The following is a 17540-nucleotide window of genomic DNA, read 5'->3' as shown; positions in this document are numbered from 1 at the left end:
TCCGCTGATTCCAATGGAATAAAAAAGCAGGGCCTTCCGTGTGACTACCGAACGCGGTTCGATGTTGCTCAATAGCTAGCAACCCGTGGCAAACTGATCAGTTGCTTGCCGACGATGTGCCCCATAGCGGACATCAGATCCTCAAAGGGATTGTCGGAAATTACCATCGCCCGGAATGCAATATGCATGTCGGGCCGGACAAGCAGGCACCCGTTATCCTCGATTTCCCGCAGCGAACACCACTGACCAGATACGTCTTCGGCATCGAGGCCCGGACCGATGGTCACATGACGCATTGGCAAACCGAACTTGGCCGCAAGACGTTCAGCTGCTTCACACCAGCGTTGTCCACCAATCCCGGTCACTACGGTGAAGCTATTCCTGCCGACGAGGTCTAGAGTAGAGACCAATTTCGCACGCTGCTCCACCCAGGCGTGCGGCAAGTGGGCACCTGGACAGGTGGTTGGCGTGACATATAACTCAGGATCGCGGTCCGGTTTGAATTCAGGGGTACCGTCGCCCACTATCGCACCGGACGTGTAATGCTGGCCAAGCTCAACGCCGTGTGCGTTGAAGTGGTGCTGTAGCCCCTCCAGTGCCTGCGCCAGTTGCTTCCGGCGCTGACGGCCTCGCGGGCTATCTCCGCGGAGCTCTGCGATCGAATCCCAGCCGGTCTCCACGCTCTGGCCATGGCTAAATCCGAATGCAGACGAGATCGGCTGCATCAGTTCGATTGATTTATTCGCGCGTTCGACCACTTGTTTGGCCACCGGCTGCCGTTCAGCAGAGTAGCTGTCCAGAAGCGACTCGTTTGCCTGGCCCTTTAACACCATGGCAAGCTTCCATGCGAGATTGAAACTATCCTGGATCGAAGTGTTGGAACCCAGTCCATTCGCTGGCGGGTGACGATGCGCGGCGTCGCCAGCAATAAAAGCTCGTCCGATGCGCATCTCTTTGGCAAACATGTGGTTGATTGCCCAAGTAGAGACCGCTTTTACTTTGACCTCAATATCCGGATGCCCGATAGTTGACCTTGCATAAGCGATGATTGCCTGCTCGCTGAGGTCTGGCACGCCATCGGCCGAGCGGAACGAAAAGAGCAGTACCCATTCCGACCAAGGCTTCACGCAAATCCATGCGCCACTTCCAATCCAGAAACTATTTCCCGGCTGAGATATGAAGTAGAGAGAGCTAGGACGATGCGACACGTATTTTGATAAATCAACCTCGACCCAACAGTTGACCTGCTCTGCGATGCCCCGGTGCCCCTCCATCTCGAAGCCGAGTTCATCCGCCACAAGGCTATTGGCGCCATCTGCGCCAATGACGTATTGGGACTCAACTTCGATTTTCTCTCCGGTAAGTCGATCGCATAGCGTGGAATAGACGGCGTCTTTCGTCTGCCGGATTGCCACCAACTCTGTGTCGAAGCGCACTCGTGCCCCCACAGCTCTCGCGGCGTCGAGAATCGCGGGCTCCAGGATGTGCTGCGGGAGGTTACACATAGAACTCGGACTCGCGCGCTCATACTCCACACGTTGATCGATCCCGGTTCCCCACGAAGGCAGGCGAGCCAACTCGATACCTGTGAAGCTTGTCATCCACGTCGTGTTACCCATTAAGCGATTGGGCGTTGACAGGGCCGCCATTCGCTCCTCGATACCCATATCCCGGAACACTTCCATCGTGCGTTGATTCGTGATATGTGCCCGCGGCGAGTTCGCCGTGCCGGAGTACCGACATACAGTCAGCGCGTCGACTCCGCTTCTTGCAAGCAGCGCCGACGCCGTAAGGCCAGCGGGTCCAGCACCTATGATTAGAACCGACGTTTTCACCCTATTCATTGTCTCCATCTCCTATCTTTATGCGCCTGGCGCTATCACACTCAAGTTACGCAATTCCGTCTTCAAAACCTTGCCATAACTGTTTTTTGGAAGCTTCGACGCGAACTCATAACGCTTCGGTCGCTTGAAGCGTGCAAGACTCCGGAGACACCAATCGTCCAGCTCGTCCTGCGTAGCACTGCAGTCGTCTCGGAGCACGATATAAGCAACTGGAACCTCACCCCACTCGACATCTCGCTGACCGATAACTGCAACTTCCGACACGGACGGATGCGACAACAAGACCTCCTCAATCTCCCGAGGGTAAATGTTCGAACCACCGGAAATGATCAGATCTTTTGATCGGTCTTTCAGCGTGAGAAATTCATCATCATCCATATAGCCGGTATCTCCTGTGTATAGCCAGCCGTCCCGTATCGCATTGGCGGTTGCCTCAGGGTTACGCCAGTATCCCGACATAACCGTGTCGCCACGCACAATCACTTCGCCGATCTCGCCCTTTGGAACGAGCTGACCACGGTCGTCAACGACCTGCACTTCGACCAACGATTGCGCAACACCAACCGATTTCGCGCGCTCCGCCCATCGTAGATGCTGTGCATCTGCAAGATGACACCGGCCAAGAGCAGTGATAGTCATCGGGCTCTCGCCCTGGCCGTAGATCTGCACCAGACGTGGCCCGAACACCTCGAGCGCCTGTTGCAAATCATTCGCATACATTGGGCCGCCGCCGTAGATGATCGTTTTGAAGCCAGAAACGTCGGCTCGCACCGCGCGAACGTGTTCAACGAGGCGCTTGACCATGGTTGGCGCAGCAAACATCGACAGTCGTCCCAATCGCGAAGCCAGCTCTACCAGCTCTGCGGAATTGAACCCACCGGAGCGAGGCATCACATGCCGAGCACCCCGCACGATATAGGCGAAGTTGTACAACCCTGCTCCGTGCGACATCGGCGCGGCATACACCATGGCATCTTCAGGACAGATGTCATCGACATCCATGAAGTAGCACGCGGTCATCGTCAAAAGGTTGCGATGCGTCTGCATGACACCTTTGGGACGTCCTGTCGTGCCAGACGTGTAGAACAACGACGCGACGTCATCCGGATCTCGGTGCTGTACGGCGATCGGTACATTCTCCAGTGCATGCGCATACCCGGGAGAGCCGAAAACCATACACGGTGGCGTGTCGATCGCGGCTTCCTTCAGCGTCGCCAGCAATTCTTCCGAAACGAACAGCACATCCGCTCCGGAGTCCGCCAGAATGAAAGAAAGTTCTTTCGGGTGGAGCTTGAAATTCACTGGGACCGAAACCGCGCCAGCCCAGTAGATGGAATGAAGCGCCTCCAGATATTCCGGACAGTTTTCTGAATATATCGCAACTCTCGCACCCGGCTGGACGCCAAATTGTTCTCGGAGATATCCGGCCAATGCCGCTGTGCGCTGGGCGAGCGAACCGTAGTCGAGCCACGGTTGCTCGCCGCGCAGCACTGCGAGGCGGTCCGCAAAGATCGATGCCGTGCGAGATAGCAATCGCGCGATATTCATCGACTGCGCTCCAGAATGCTGACGTAACTTGCCACCGCGGCGCCGCCCATGTTGAAAACGCCTCCCAGGGTGGCCCCCGGAATCTGCATCCCGTCAGCCTGGCCTGCCAGTTGCATTGCGGCGAGTACGTGCATCGAAACACCCGTCGCTCCGATCGGATGGCCCTTCGCCTTGAGTCCTCCCGAAGCGTTGACCGGGAAACGCCCTCCGCGTGCGACGGTTCCATCTTCAATCAAACGATGACCTTGCCCCGATGGCGCGAGCCCCATCGCTTCATAGGCAAGCAGCTCCGCGATGGTGAAGCAATCATGCACTTCGGCGAAAGAAAGGTCGTCAATCGTACAGCCGGCCTCTCGAAGCGCGCCACTCCACGCACGCTTAGGGCCCTCGAAGTCAACCGCTCGGCGTTGCGCCAGGGGAAGATAATCATTGACCTGCACGCGGGCCCGAATCGAGACAGCCTTCCTGAAATCCGCAGCGACTTCCTTCGCGACTAGAACCAACGCGGCCGCGCCGTCCGAGACGAGAGAGCAGTCCGTTTTACGCAACGGAGACGCAATCAGAGGGTTCTTCTCCGAGACGGTGTTGCAAAAATCAAAGCCAATATCCCGACGCATATGCGCCCAGGGATTGGCAACGCCGTTCGCATGGTTTTTCGCGGCAATTGCCGCAAGCGTCGCGGAGTGGTCGCCGTACTGATCGAAATAATCCTGGGCGACTCGGGCGAAGATGCCAGGAAAACCGCCAGGGAAGTCTCCTGCCTCACCCGAGTATCCGCAATTTCCAAGAATTTTCGTCACCTCGGAACCGGATATCGACGTCATCTTTTCAGCCCCGATAACCAGGGCGATGCGTGCTCGTCCGGCCTCAATCGCATCACATGCTGCATAGACTGCCGCCGAGCCCGACGCACATGCGTTTTCGAGGCGAACCGCCGGTTTCCACCGCAGGCCGACATCGCAGTTCAGAGCAAGCGGCGCGGCAAATATGTCTGGAACGAATCCGCCATTCAGATTACCCAGCCATATGCCATCCACAGAGTCTGCTGGAATATCTGCATCACTAAGCGCTTTGCGGCCGGCGCCCACGATCAGATCCTCCAGACTCAGAGCGTCAAGCCGGCCAAATGGCAGGTGACCCCAACCCACGATCGCAACGCTCATCTGCTTCTCCATTCGGTATGTTGGGCAAAATTTACACGGGCACCGATGCGATCATCAGTCGTCGAAATACGCTAGGGCAATCACCAATATCATGTACCGGAAGTTCATTACATTATGCGAGCCGCTGGCCTCGATGTGCGGTGAGGTACTGAAATGAGAGTAGGAACATGTCCAGAGGACGCCCCAAAACGCGGTTGGTGCTAAGTGACGAAGAGCGGGAGCTTCTTCAAGCGATAGAAATGCGGTACAACACGCAGGCCGCGTTGGCGATTCGCGCACGTATCGTGCTGGGATGTGCGAGCGGATTGGATAACAAGGTCGTGGCGGAGCGAAACCAGGTTACTCCCCATACAGTCGCCAAGTGGCGCGCAAGGTTCATTCAATACCGTGTAGAAGGCCTGTCTGACACAAAGAGAACTGGTGCGCCGCGGTCGATCCCCGACGCCATCACCACCGCGATCATTGCGCAAAAGCAGGCAGTACCCCCAAACGGGGTGAGCATCCGACGCATCGCCCGCGAGGCAAACGTGTCGGCGTCGAGCGTCGTACGAATCTGGAGGACTACGGATCGACAGACGTCCAATGACGGCGATGACCAACCAACCTGCTTCCAAGACGATGCTAGTAGCACGCCTGCCTCCCTAGGTGCTTGCCAACAAAAAGATAGACCTAAGCTCGATGTGAAAGAGGGTAAGAAGAAACAATGCCAAATAGGCGACGTGCAGCTTGATCAGGGCGCATCTGGAGTGCTCAAGGTAAGTGATCCTTTCGCCGATATGACGTTTGCGTTTCAAATGGCGCCGGTCGGCTTGCTGGTAACCAGGCAGCGCGTCATCGTGTCCTGCAATCAAGCGCTCAGCGAGATGTTCGGTTATTCATCGCATGAATTGACGGGAAAATCGGTGGAGTACCTATACCCGTCCCGAGATGAATTTCAAAATGTCGGCAAGCGTGCAATGATCACCATGCAGCAGCAGGGGTTGTACAGCGACGATCGCATCATGCGGAAAATCGACGGCAGCTTCTTCTGGTGTCACGTGTCGGGACGAGCGTTCAGCCGTGACGAACCGTTTGCTGCCGCCATTTGGTGTTTCGAGGATATTTCCAAGATCCGTCCTGTAACGACGAAGCTCACGGCTCGCGAGCGGGAGATCGCGCAATTTCTGGTCACCGGTAAAAGCAGCAAACAGATCGCGCGCGACCTCCACATCAGTCACCGAACCGTTGAAGCTCATCGAGTGCGTTTGATGCGGAAATACGCCGTTACCACTGTCGGCGAGCTGATCGCTCGGCTAATCGGACGTGGATAACGATGATCGTGTTAACGGTAAGCGCCAAGCGAACCCGTCTTGACCGCACGCTGCGATTGCGACGGCGTATCTTCGCGTGAACGTGTGGATCGACCGCGCATGTGGATGCCTCATTATCGCGCTGGGTATCCAGCAGGCAGGCATTTTTCGCTAACTGAGTGCCAGATTGGGGCCTATCTGGACGGCTGCTTTGCGCGCGGACGACTGTCCCTTCAGGGTCGTCAAGCGCCTCTCACCCTCCCTCAGCAAAGCCTTATCAGCATGAGCCGCCCCGGGTTTCTCGGAGACTAATGAGTTTGGCGGTACGCCGCGCGAACGGGCAACGCCTGAGTGCGATTGTAGTGGTCCTCCGCTTCAGCTGGCGAAACATATCCGCGCGGCCCAAGCAGCCGATGATGGTTGTACCAATGTACCCATTCGAGCGTGGCGAACTCGACTTCCTGCAGATTTCTCCACGATCGTCGGTGCACCACCTCGGCCTTATACAAGCCGTTGATCGTTTCGGCCAGAGCGTTGTCGTAGGAGTCGCCGACGGTTCCGACTGATGGCTCAACGCCTGCAACCAACAAGCGGTCCGTGTACCGAATGCTGAGATATTGTGAAAAAGCTCGACGTAGTTCATTCTTACTCGCGACAAGGTCATCGAGGTAACGACGGGCATTCACACAACGTTGCGAGCCGCATGCCCGGCCAGCATGAGCGTCGGCAGATGCCCACCATTTGCGCTCGGCATCACCGGCATGCCAATGCGGCGATAACGCGAGGCGCGCCACGCGTCCTGCCTCTTGATAGTCAACGGTCGCCCCGTCATCGAAGTGCCGTGAATGCACCGCGGCAACGGGCTCAGCTTTCATCGATCTGCTCAAATCGCATCGCAAGATAGTCGATCAGTGTTCGCACCGAAGGCAGCAGGCCACGCCTGGAAGGAAACACCGCGTGAATGATCCCACCCTTTGGCATCCATGCCGGGAGGATGTGCACCAGCTTGCCAAGCGCCAGTTCGTCGGACACCATCATGACAGGCAACTGAACCACGCCGGCGCCCGCGATCGCCGCCTCCCTCAGCGCGATCATGTCGTCCGTGACGAATCGTGGCGTGTGACGGATAACCGCGAGCCTACCCTCGGGCCCATCGAGTTGCCATGCGTGATCGGTATGCGGAGGGCAAAAGTCGAGACTCGGCAGCGCCGCCAGGTCGGCCGGTACCTCAGGAGCCCGAGTCTGCTGCAGCAGACCCGGGCTCGCGACTAGACACCATCTCCGTTCGCCCAGCACCTTCATCACGAGGTCGCTGTCTTTCAGCGGAGGCGGACGGACACGAATTGCCACATCGATACCCTCACCGATGACATCGACGACACGGTTCGTCGCTTCAAGATGGACCGTCACACGAGCGGTCATCGCCATGAACTCGGCCAGTATGACGCCAATGCGCGCATGCAACAGCGCGACCGGGCAGGTGATTCGGACGATGCCCTGCGGTTCCGCGCGGTTCAGGTCGATCGCCTGCTGGGCCGCGTCCGCTTCAATCAGCATCGCCTTGCAATGACTGTAGTAGCTCTGGCCGATTTCAGTGACCGAGAAGCGGCGGGTCGAACGCTGAATGAGGCGTACCCCAAGCTGCTCCTCAAGCTGTGCGATACGTCTGCTGAGCGTCGATTTGGGCATGCCGAGGGCACGTCCGGCGGGCGCGAAGCCTTGATGATCGACTACCTGTGCAAAGAAATAGAGGTCGTTGAGGTCGTGCATCGACTGGGGCCGTCGTTCCAAAAATGAGACACTGAGGATAACCTACGCTATCTACCGGTGCCACTGCGCTTCATCTACTCTTTCGTCGTGCATTCAGGTCGTTTTTGACCTTCGAAAGGAGATTTGATGATGAAGAAGATTCTCGGCACCTATAGCAATCCCAACTCGCATTGGGTTGGAGACGGGTTTCCCGTACGGACGCTGTTTTCGCATCAAAGCATGGGCCGCCACCTCAGCCCCTTCTTGATGCTCGACTACGCCGGTCCCGCGCACTTCACGCCGACGGGACGCAGGCGCGGCGTCGGTCAGCACCCGCACCGCGGTTTCGAAACAGTAACCATTGTGTACCAGGGAGAACTGGAACATCTCGACTCCTCAGGAGGAGGCGGCCGGATTGGTCCTGGCGACGTGCAGTGGATGACCGCCGGCGCCGGCATTCTGCACGAAGAGTTCCATTCGCGCGCCTTCGCGAAGACGGGCGGCACGCTCGAGATGGTCCAGTTGTGGGTCAACCTGCCCGCGAAGGACAAGATGACGGCGCCGGGTTATCAGACGGTCCTTGCGACGGAGATTCCCAGCGTCGCGCTGCCGGACGGCGCCGGACAAGTAAGGGTAATCGCCGGCGATTTTAAAGGCCGACCGGGACCGGCTCGTACGTTCACGCCAATCGACGTCTGGGATATCAGACTGAATCGGGGCCGCACGGCGGAATTCAAATTGCCTGTGGGCAGGTCAGTGGCGCTCGTCGTGCTGCGCGGCCAAATACTGGTCAACGGTGATATGAGAACCGTGAATGAAGCGCAATTGGTCCTGCTCGGGGCCGAGGGAACCGACGTGCGAGTGGAGGCAGCGAGTGATGCGACGGTATTGTTGCTCAGCGGCGAGCCCATCGATGAACCCGTCGCTGCGTATGGACCGTTTGTGATGAATACAACCGAGGAAATCAATCAGGCGGTTCAGGATTTTCAGAATGGACGCTTCGGACAAGTGGCGGTGACGACCCAGCAGAGTCGCGCGCTGTAATTGTTAAGGGGTCGTCGACGCGCCCTGCCAGGATGCATGTAGAAAGCTACGACTTGACGAGCTGAAACGCGCTGCGCGGCCTAGCTGCTTCCTTGGGTTTCGCAAGGTCTTCGCCAACCATCAGGCTGGGCGCGCCAAAAAAAACGCCGGCTAAACGCGCCGGCGTAAAGTCCCAAGTGGGACCCTGAGATATGAGATTGCCTATACAGTCGACTACTAAATTCAAGGAGCCTCACACTTGGCGAACTGCGGCGTGCCTGAATGCGTGATCGCCCCGTCATCAGGTTTCACTCGAGAACCTCAAGCGGGTGTTCTCTACTATCCGCAAGATCGGCACTTTGGAAAGAACTGATTTAAGCCTCGACGCGCTCCCGAGCACGTTTGCTCCTTGTAGCCCCACCTGTTTGCTGGTCGACGTTCTCGAGGACCAGTTGCGCTGTCCTCGCAAAGTGCTCGCTGAGCAGCCCGCACGCGCGGTCTGCGTCATGCGCGAGCACTGCCCGAACAATTTCCTCATGTTCCTTCGCGACATCGCGCGACGGCGCGTGTGCGCTTCGGATCGACTGGTGACGGTAGCGTGCAGTTTGCACGCGCAGCGTTGACGCAAACTGTTTTAGCCACTTGGAGCGGCAGCCCGCGATCAACGTGGTGTGGAAAATCTCGTGCGCGCGCTCCCACGCAGGATTCATTTTCGCCGGATCGTCGGACATGTACGGGTGGATGCTATTGACCTGATGAAACGCCGCCAGCACCGTGCCTTCCCAAGCCAGGTTGCAGCTTTCAATCGCATCACGCAGCGCATCTGACTCGATTCGTTGCCGCACCGTGGTGATGTCCAGGAGATCTGCCTTCGAAATCTTGGTCACCCGAAAGCCGCGCTGATCTTCCGCCTCAACGAACCCACTCATGGCAAGGCGTGACAACGCTTCGCGCAACGGAATCATGCCCGCTCCGTAACGCTCAGCGAGCTCGCGCATCTTAAGCTTTGAGCCAGGTGGGATCGCGCCCGTCACGATGTCATTCAGGATCGTCTGCGCCAATACGGATGCCATTGTGCGCGACCCGGTCGCTGTCTCGGTGTCAAAGCTGTGGTCCACACATTTCTCCTTCAGTCCCGTCAATTATATTCATTCATCAGGTTAACGCTAAAAAAATAAAAATATATATGTTTCTTGAAAAAACAGTTATTTCAAGTATAGTTCGAACAAGCCGGCCGACGCGGCGGGGAGCACAGGTGAAAACCCTAGTGCTCTTTGCGTGGCCGGGCATTCATCGATTACCGTTTGACTCGACCCGCTGGAGACGCAATGCGCTATATCAACTTCTCGCCCGATGGTCATCGCAGACTGCTAGGCGTTCTGCAAGGCACGACGATTCGCTCGCTTGGCGACGTGACACTGGAGGAACTGTTGGCCGGCGGCGTGGACCTCACGTCATATGGCAATTCGGCCCACGACGTCGGCGAAGAATTTGCAGCTGACTCGGTCACGTACCTCGCACCGCTTACGCACCCGGGCAAAATTCTTTGTATTGGCCTGAACTACGCGGATCACACGAACGAAAGCCCGTACGAACAACCAACTTATCCGACCATCTTTCCACGCTACAACTCCAGCCTGATCGGTCATCAAACGCCTATGATCCGGCCGCGCGTGTCCGATTCGCTCGATTTCGAAGGCGAACTGGCCGTGATCCTCGGCAGCGGCGGACGCCATATCCCGAAGGATCGGGCGCTCTCCTGTGTTGCCGGCTATTCGATCTTCAACGACGGCTCGGTGCGCGAATATCAGTTCAAGTCGCCGCAGTGGACAGTTGGCAAGAACTTCGACGGCACCGGCGCGTTCGGTCCCGAGTTCGTGACGGCCGACGAACTTCCGGCAGGGGGCACTGGGCTCAAGCTCGAGACGCGGCTGAACGGCAAGGTGGTGCAATCGGCGAACACCGCCGACATGCTGCACGACGTTGCTTCACTGATTTCGATCATCAGTGAAGCCATCACTCTCGAAGCAGGCGACGTGATCGTGAGCGGGACGCCGGCAGGCATCGGTTGGGCGCGTGAGCCGAAAGTCATCATGCGTCACGGCGATGTCTGCGAGGTCGAAATCGAAGGGCTCGGCGTGCTGAGAAACCATGTTGCAGACGAAACGCTGCAAGCCTGAATTGCTTATTCTGTAAGGAAGCTGGAGGAGACATGAGACAAATTCGAGTGCCGGTATTCGTCGCGGGCGCCGGCCCCGCAGGCCTGACCACGGCGGCGCTGCTCGCAAAGTATGGCGTTGAAGTACTCGCCATCACCCGCTGGCCGGGCACCGCGCATTCGCCGCGCGCCCACATCACGAACCAGCGCACCATCGAAGTGTTCCGCGACCTCGGTATCGAGGAGCATGTGAAGGCGCTCGCCGTTCCGTGCGAGTTGATGAGCAACAATGTGTGGGCGACCAGTTTCGCCGGCGTCGAGCTGGCACGGCTGCAAACGTGGGGCACCGGCGAGAAGCGCAAGGCCGATTATGAGCTGGCAAGCCCTTCGAAAATGTGCAATGCGCCGCAGCACCTGCTGGAGCCGGTGATTCTGACCGCCGCCCGTGAATATGGCGCCCATGTTCTGTTCAACACGGAACTGGTGTCGATGCGACAAACGGAAGATGCTGTGTATTCACGCGTGGTCGACGTGAACACCCGCGAGGAGTTCGAGATCGTCTCCGATTACGCGGTTGGCGCGGACGGCGCACGAAGCGTGGTCGTCAAGAGCATCGGCTTCGAGCACGACGGCGAGATGGGTCTTGGTTGCGCGGCGAATTGCTGGCTTGAAGTGGATCTGACCAGGTACTGTGCACACCGCCCCGGCGTCCTGTACTGGATGGCGCAGCCAGGCAGTGACTACTGGGTCGGCAGTGGCACCTGGATCTGCGTACGCCCCTGGAACGAGTGGGTACTGCTCTTCATGTATGACCCGAAGGAAGGCGAGCCGGACCTGAGCGACGAAGGCGTGATCGCACGGGCGCGGGCAACCATCGGTGACCCGGATATCCCGATCAAGGTGAAATCAGTCTCCAAGTGGACGATCAACAAGATGCACGCCCGCAGCATGATCAAGGGCCGTGTGGTGATCGCAGGCGACGCGGCACACCGCCACCCGCCGGCCAACGGGCTCGGTACCAACACATCAATTCAGGATGCGTTCAATGTCGCATGGAAGCTCGCACTGATCGTCAAGGGACAAGCCGCACCGTCGCTTCTGCAGAGCTATTCGGACGAGCGCCAGCCAGTCGCAGAACAGGTGGTGAACCGTGCGATGAAGTCGGTGATCGACATGCAGCCGATTCCGCAGGCGCTGGGCTTTCGCCAGGGACAGAGTGTCGACGAAGGCTGGGCCTCGCTCGACCACCTGTTTGCCGACTCCGAAGACGGCCGCGCAAAACGCAAGGCGCTGTCGGCCGCGATCGAACTGCAGAACTATCAGTTCAACTGTCACGGGGTCGAGCTGGGTCAACGCTATACGTCGTCGGCGGTCGTGCGTGACGGTGCCGCATTTCCCGAACCGACCCGCGATCCAGAACTGTATTACCAGCCGACCACGACGCCGGGCGCATATCTGCCGCACGCCTGGGTGCAACGCAACGGCGAGCTGATCTCGACGCTGGATCTGGCTGGTCACGGCGCGTTCACGCTGCTGACGGGGATCGGCGGAGATCGCTGGCTCGCAGCGGCCGACACGATCAGCCGCGAGTTCGGCATCCCATTGCGGGCGCTGCGGATCGGGCATGGTGGCGAGGCCGAAGACGTGTACGGCCGATGGACTGAACAGCGGGAAATCGAGGACCACGGCTGCGTGCTGGTGCGGCCCGACCGTTTCGTTGCTTATCGCGCCGAGAAGCTCCATGCCGACCCGGTGGCGGAGTTGCGTCGTGTATTCACAGCGATTTTGGGGCGCGAGCCGAGCGCGAGCTCAGCAACGGCGGATCGCCAGTCGGCTGTCGACGCTTAACTGGGAGGACCGTCATGGCAGTGTTAGCACCGCGCGTCGCGTCAGTCGGCGTGCATTCAATCGATCATTTTGCGCTCGAAGTACCTGACCTCTCGGCGGCGAAGGTTTTTTTTGGCGCCTTCGGGCTCGCGGTTGATGAAACCATCGACGGGCTGGAGCTGCGGGCCAGCGCCAGTGACCACGTTTGGGCACGGGTCCTCAAAGGCTCGCGCAAGCAGCTCGCGTATCTGTCGCTCAACTGTTTCGGCGATGATCTCGCCGCGCTGACCGCGCAGGTTGAAACTGCAGGCGGCAAGCCTTGCGCTGCGCACGCGGGAGCGCACGATCCCGAGGGCTTCTGGTTCGAAGACCCTGACGGCAACCGGCTGCAGATCCGAACAGGCGACAAAACGTCACCGGGGCTGAAGAAAGCGGCGGTCGCGGCGAAGGTGCGCCGCGGCTTGCGCGGCGCGGCCGCGCGGCACGAAGCACCGGCCGTGCATCCGACGCGGCTATCACACGTGCTGCTCTTTACGCCCGATATCGAGCGCGCAATCCAGTTCTATCGTGACGCGCTTGGCCTAAAGTTTTCTGACGGCTCGAAGGGCATCGTTGCATTCATGCATGGGCGTCATGGGAGTGATCACCATCTTGTGGCGTTCGTTCAGTCGAGCGCAAAAGGTTGGCATCACAGCGCCTGGGACGTACCGACAGTCGAGGAAGTCGGACTTGGCAAAATGCAGATGGCGAGGGCCGGCTTCGTTGATGGCTGGGGTGTCGGTCGGCATGTACTCGGATCGAATCATTTCCACTACGTGCGCGATCCATGGGGCTCGTTTTGCGAGTACTCCGCCGACATCGACTTCGTCCCGCCCGGCGTGGAATGGCCGAGTGCCGACCATCCGCCGGAGGACTCGCTTTACCTGTGGGGGCCGGACGTGCCCGCTTACTTCATCGAGAACACGGAAGCGCAACGCTAACCAACCGCGATCTAAGGGTGGTCCAAAGACCGCTTACTTGTGGCAGCCGGCTATAGGCCACGTGCCATCCTCGCCTTCGGTCAAATGCCAGAGACCGAAAACTCAATTGAAATCGCTTGTATCTGACAGGACCAGATACCCCGGGTTCAGATACGAGCAACCACGCGCGCTGCGAGTCAGCACGCCTACCCTCTGGAGAAGAACCATGTCTAGCGAACCCCGCCGCGATCCCGCCAGCGACCACCTTCTGACGCCGCAAAACGCCGCATTCATCGTTATCGACTATCAGCCGGTGCAGGTGAACTCGATCGCTTCCATGGACCGCCAGTTGCTGATCAACAACATCGTCGGTGCGTCCAAGGCTGCTGTCGCGTATCAGCTCCCAATCATCCACTCCACCGTCAATGTGAAGTCGGGATTGAACAAGCCACCAATCCCGCAGCTTCGTGAAGCGCTCGGTGATTATCCAACCTATGACCGGACCTCGATCAATTCGTGGGAAGACGTCGAATTCCGCAAGGCAGTGGAAGCAACGGGCCGCAAGAAGCTGATCATGACCGCGTTGTGGACCGAAGCGTGCCTTACATTCCCTGCGCTGGATGCGTTGAAAGAGGGTTACGAGGTCTACGTAGTGGTCGATGCAGTCGGTGGAACCTCGGTTGCGGCGCATGAGGCAGCGTTGCGCCGGATCGAGCAGGCCGGAGGTCAGATGATCAGCGTGGCCCAACTGTTTTGTGAACTGCAACGTGACTGGGCACGTCAGGAGACGGTGCCGGCGTTCATCAATTTGTTCGTCGAAACTGGCGGAACAGCCGGCATTCAATTCTCATACGATCGCGAATAATCGATCCGCCGGACAGCTCAGCGTCGGGAGCTTGGCCGGACACGTGTTCAGGTGGGAACAACGTCGACAACGCACGATAGCCGATGCCCGTCGCGTCTCTTTCCAAGCTTGGCAGCTTGGCCTTATGGCGACGCGGCTTATCTTCTGAGGAAGCGGCGACCTCAAGGCACGACGGCGCGTAAGTGGCGTTTTACGCGCCTCTGCCATATCTGAGTTTGTGCGGCAATCGCCCGATGATTTTTGAAGGAGGAGCTATGAATGACTTCTTTGTACTTGCCATCATGTACGCAAAGGAAGGGCGGGAGAACGAGTTGCGAAGAAGCTTGGTTGACGTGGTCGAACCGTCACGCCGGGACGAAGGGAATTTTCGATACGAGTTATTCGTCCAGCAGGACGACCCGCGACGGTTTGTCTTCGTCGAACACTGGGCCACCCAGCAGGCACAAGAACGGCATCATTCAGAAAGCGAACACATCCGGCGGTTCCAGGCAACGGGTGCGGATGCCGTTGAAAAGGTGGACTTGTTCTACCAACTCGATCGCATCGCCTAAGCGCCTCGCGAGATTATGGATGAGGTGCGAACCGGAGAAGCGGGGGCCGCTCCCACCCATTAGCTCGTCACGGAACATCGTCCTGTCGCCCAACTGAATCGCCTCAGCAGTTGATAGCTGCTACGTAAACGTCCCGTTCAGAATCGTGAACGATCTGGTCCGGTGCGCGCGAGCCGTCGGTTCCACTCCGATCCTTTGGCGAAAGAACGGTGTCTGTCATAGTGCGCGCTGCGCTACTGAACTAGCGTTTAGCAGGCGCGGCCGCGCTACCGAACGTGGTTCAATTTATGAAAAATCAAGCCTTAGTTTCCTCGACGCCTTGTGTAAAGGCCGGTGAGTCCCTGCCCGTCGCCATCCCCCCGGCTTGGGAGCCGATGGAGGTTAGTCTTAGTCTATTGCGTCAGTCGATCGAACCATATGATTGGCTGGACGATGCAAGTCCATTCACTCAGAACGAGTTCTAGATATTTCGTGTTCGAGGCTTACGTTCCATATACGTCGACTCACGGACCCAGCTTTTGGGCAGAAAGCCTCTGATTATTTTAACTCTGCATAGCATTTAGTCAGATGCGCTCGACCGGCCGATCTAACGCGCATCGGTTGACGTTCGCCTATCTCTGGAACTCGGGTTGATCTAAATTGCGCCGCAAGGTGCATATATCGAGTGTAGACCGTTTATTAGCACTACTAATTGACGCGACGGAGCTTCAATCGGCCAAGGTCGGGGTTCGCGTTTGGACCATTTGCGGCTTCAATAGCACGAGCGGCAAGCGCAGATAAAAAGGCGGTCGCAAATCCATGCAGCAGCAGACATTCGGATACGCGCGCCGGCGATCCTGGGCCCGTCACGCACCGGTCAAATGACCGCAGAAATTTCGGTCGAACCATTTTGGTTTGGGAGACAAGATGAAGAAACATTTGAGTCTGGCATTGGCTGGGTTGGCGCTGCACGGCCAATCTCATGCGCAAAGTAGCGTCACGTTATTTGGGCTAATGGACGCCGGTATCAGTTATGTGAGCAATGAGGGCGGACACAGCAACACCAAGTTTGACGATGGCATATTCATGCCGAATCTGTTCGGCATGGTCGGTAGCGAAGATCTCGGGGGCGGTACCAAGGCCATCTTTCGGCTGGTCAGCCAGTTTTCTTTGGCAAATGGCGCAACCATCGGCGGCGGACTCTTTGCGAGAACCGCTTATGTTGGGCTCGAAGACGATCATTTCGGAACGGTGACACTCGGAAACCAGTACGAATTTATGTCCGACGCGTTGTTCGGTGCCGGCAATGACGCCGCGCGCGATGTTGGCGGTTTGTACAACCTGCGCAATGGGCCTTTCCAGAAGCTGGCACTGCCTAACAACCCAACCGGTGCATTCGACTGGGATCGTACGGGTGGCAGCCAACGCATGTCCAACTCCGTCAAGTATCTCAGCCCGGTTTTAGCCGGGCTGCGCATCGGTGCAATGTATGGGCGGTTTCAAGATTGAAGCGCAACAGCGGATTTAATGTTTAGAGCCATGAGGTTGAGCTGCGGAAGCGAGTGTGGCGGCGAAGACCTCGAGTGGCGAATGAAAGGCGTGAGTGGCGCGAGGCCTGCTGTTCAGACTGTCGGCAATGGCGTCAAGTTCGTCCTGACTGTAGACCGAAAGGTCGGTGCCTTTGGGCAGATACTGGCGCAGCAGTCCGTTGGTGTTTTCACAAGTTCCGCGTTGCCATGGGCTGTGCGGGTCGCAGAAGTACACCTTCACACCTGTGGCGGCGCTGAGCTCTGCATGTCGCGACATTTCCTTGCCTTGGTCGTAGGTGAAGCTCTGCCGTAATGGCTCGGCAATCGAATTGAGTTTGGTAGAGAAGCCTGCCAGCGCGGAAGCAGCCGTGGCATCTTCCATCTTTGCCAGCAGCACTAGGCGGCTGGTCCGTTCCACCAGCACTCCGACTGAAGACGCATTGTTGGCGCCCTTGATGAAGTCGCCCTCCCAATGTCCGGGAAGCAGTCGGTCCTCGATTTCAGGCGGCCGCACATGAATGCTGACCATGTCGGGAATCTGCCCGCGTCGGTCTGTACCCCGTGTGCGCGGCATGCGCGTGCTGTGGCCGTGGCGCAGGCAGGCGATGAGCTGACGGCGCAGTTCGCCGCGCGGCTGGGCGTAGATGGCCGTATAGATAGTTTCGTGGGACACGTGCTGGGTCGGGTCGGTCGGATACATGCGCTTGAGTGTGCCCGATATCTGCTGAGGTGACCATTTCCACTCAAGCAGGGTAAGAACGATGCGCCAGCACACACTCTGCGGGGAGAGCTTTGTGGGACGACGACCCGCACTGCGACGCGCGGCGCTGAGCGCTTCTGCAGGTACGGATGCGTAGCCAGCGGGAGAACCATTTCGCCTCAGTTCACGGCTGACGGTGGCTGGCGAGCGGCCGAGTATCCGGGCCATGGCCCGGATACTCGAACCCTGCAAATGCAGGCTTGCAATGGTCAGGCGCTCTTCGGGTTGAAGCTGTTGATACTGAGTTGTTTCGTGCATCGCAACACCTTATACGAAACAGGTGTTGCACTTCACAT

General features: G+C 58.2%; 13 protein-coding genes and 2 pseudogenes. 8 read left to right on the top strand and 7 right to left on the bottom strand.

Going from position 1 to position 17540, the window contains the following annotated elements; all coding sequences use genetic code 11:
• Window positions 1-68 precede the first annotated feature (68 nt).
• From BG60_RS26400 to BG60_RS26390, 3 genes are read right to left on the bottom strand one after another with little or no spacing between them, the layout of a single operon-like run.
• The gene (locus BG60_RS26400) at window positions 69-1853 is read right to left on the bottom strand and encodes an FAD-dependent oxidoreductase (RefSeq protein ID WP_014194520.1); all 1785 of its coding nucleotides are present in this window, start codon (window positions 1851-1853) and stop codon (window positions 69-71) included.
• A 9-nt stretch (window positions 1854-1862) separates the two neighbouring features.
• Window positions 1863-3392 carry an AMP-binding protein gene (locus tag BG60_RS26395; RefSeq protein WP_014194519.1) on the bottom strand — a complete coding sequence of 510 codons (1530 nt, stop codon included), beginning with the start codon at window positions 3390-3392 and terminating at the stop codon, window positions 1863-1865.
• On the bottom strand, window positions 3389-4555 hold the full coding sequence (locus BG60_RS26390; protein WP_034473342.1) for an acetyl-CoA acetyltransferase: 1167 nt from the start codon (window positions 4553-4555) through the stop codon (window positions 3389-3391). Before BG60_RS26390 ends, BG60_RS26395 begins: the two co-directional genes overlap by 4 nt.
• A 167-nt stretch (window positions 4556-4722) precedes the next feature.
• On the opposite strand from BG60_RS26390, the gene BG60_RS26385 reads away from it, so the two are divergent.
• Window positions 4723-5865 carry a LuxR C-terminal-related transcriptional regulator gene (locus tag BG60_RS26385; protein ID WP_014194517.1) on the top strand — a complete coding sequence of 381 codons (1143 nt, stop codon included), beginning with the start codon at window positions 4723-4725 and terminating at the stop codon, window positions 5863-5865.
• A 287-nt stretch (window positions 5866-6152) separates the two neighbouring features.
• On the opposite strand, the pseudogene BG60_RS37185 reads toward BG60_RS26385, so the two are convergent.
• Both BG60_RS37185 and BG60_RS26375 read right to left on the bottom strand, forming a co-directional pair.
• A pseudogene (locus tag BG60_RS37185) lies at window positions 6153-6467 on the bottom strand (integrase core domain-containing protein); the annotation flags it as partial.
• A 241-nt stretch (window positions 6468-6708) separates the two neighbouring features.
• Entirely contained in the window at window positions 6709-7614 is a 906-nt protein-coding gene (locus BG60_RS26375; RefSeq protein ID WP_014194516.1) for a LysR family transcriptional regulator, read from the bottom strand.
• A 129-nt stretch (window positions 7615-7743) separates the two neighbouring features.
• Between BG60_RS26375 and BG60_RS26370 the strand changes: the two genes are divergently transcribed.
• Complete coding sequence (locus BG60_RS26370; RefSeq protein WP_034473340.1) at window positions 7744-8637, top strand: pirin family protein; 894 nt, start codon at window positions 7744-7746, stop codon at window positions 8635-8637.
• 353 nt (window positions 8638-8990) lie between these two features.
• On the opposite strand, the gene BG60_RS26365 is transcribed toward BG60_RS26370, so the two are convergent.
• Window positions 8991-9734 carry a GntR family transcriptional regulator gene (locus BG60_RS26365; RefSeq protein ID WP_034473308.1) on the bottom strand — a complete coding sequence of 248 codons (744 nt, stop codon included), beginning with the start codon at window positions 9732-9734 and terminating at the stop codon, window positions 8991-8993.
• A 210-nt stretch (window positions 9735-9944) separates the two neighbouring features.
• On the opposite strand from BG60_RS26365, the gene BG60_RS26360 reads away from it, so the two are divergent.
• From BG60_RS26360 to BG60_RS26335, 6 genes and pseudogenes are all read left to right on the top strand, one after another.
• The gene (locus BG60_RS26360) at window positions 9945-10796 is read left to right on the top strand and encodes a fumarylacetoacetate hydrolase family protein (RefSeq protein WP_014194513.1); all 852 of its coding nucleotides are present in this window, start codon (window positions 9945-9947) and stop codon (window positions 10794-10796) included.
• Window positions 10797-10828: 32 nt separating this feature from the next.
• Window positions 10829-12622 carry an FAD-dependent monooxygenase gene (locus BG60_RS26355; RefSeq protein ID WP_034473307.1) on the top strand — a complete coding sequence of 598 codons (1794 nt, stop codon included), beginning with the start codon at window positions 10829-10831 and terminating at the stop codon, window positions 12620-12622.
• A gap of 14 nt (window positions 12623-12636) precedes the next feature.
• A complete protein-coding gene (locus BG60_RS26350; protein WP_014194511.1) occupies window positions 12637-13581 on the top strand; it encodes a VOC family protein in 945 nt (314 codons plus the stop codon).
• Window positions 13582-13786: 205 nt separating this feature from the next.
• On the top strand, window positions 13787-14425 hold the full coding sequence (locus BG60_RS26345; RefSeq protein ID WP_014194510.1) for a hydrolase: 639 nt from the start codon (window positions 13787-13789) through the stop codon (window positions 14423-14425).
• A gap of 254 nt (window positions 14426-14679) precedes the next feature.
• Window positions 14680-14976 carry a putative quinol monooxygenase gene (locus tag BG60_RS26340; RefSeq protein WP_014194509.1) on the top strand — a complete coding sequence of 99 codons (297 nt, stop codon included), beginning with the start codon at window positions 14680-14682 and terminating at the stop codon, window positions 14974-14976.
• 906 nt (window positions 14977-15882) lie between these two features.
• Window positions 15883-16449 (top strand): annotated as a pseudogene (locus tag BG60_RS26335) (porin); the annotation flags it as partial.
• Between the two features lie 30 nt (window positions 16450-16479).
• Here the strand turns inward: BG60_RS26335 and BG60_RS26330 are convergent.
• The gene (locus BG60_RS26330; RefSeq protein ID WP_034473306.1) at window positions 16480-17502 is read right to left on the bottom strand and encodes an IS30 family transposase; all 1023 of its coding nucleotides are present in this window, start codon (window positions 17500-17502) and stop codon (window positions 16480-16482) included.
• Window positions 17503-17540: the final 38 nt, after the last annotated feature.

The sequence above is a fragment of the Caballeronia zhejiangensis genome (assembly GCF_000698575.1).
Classification (GTDB): domain Bacteria; phylum Pseudomonadota; class Gammaproteobacteria; order Burkholderiales; family Burkholderiaceae; genus Caballeronia; species Caballeronia zhejiangensis.
This window is presented reverse-complemented; position numbering and strand designations above follow the sequence as displayed.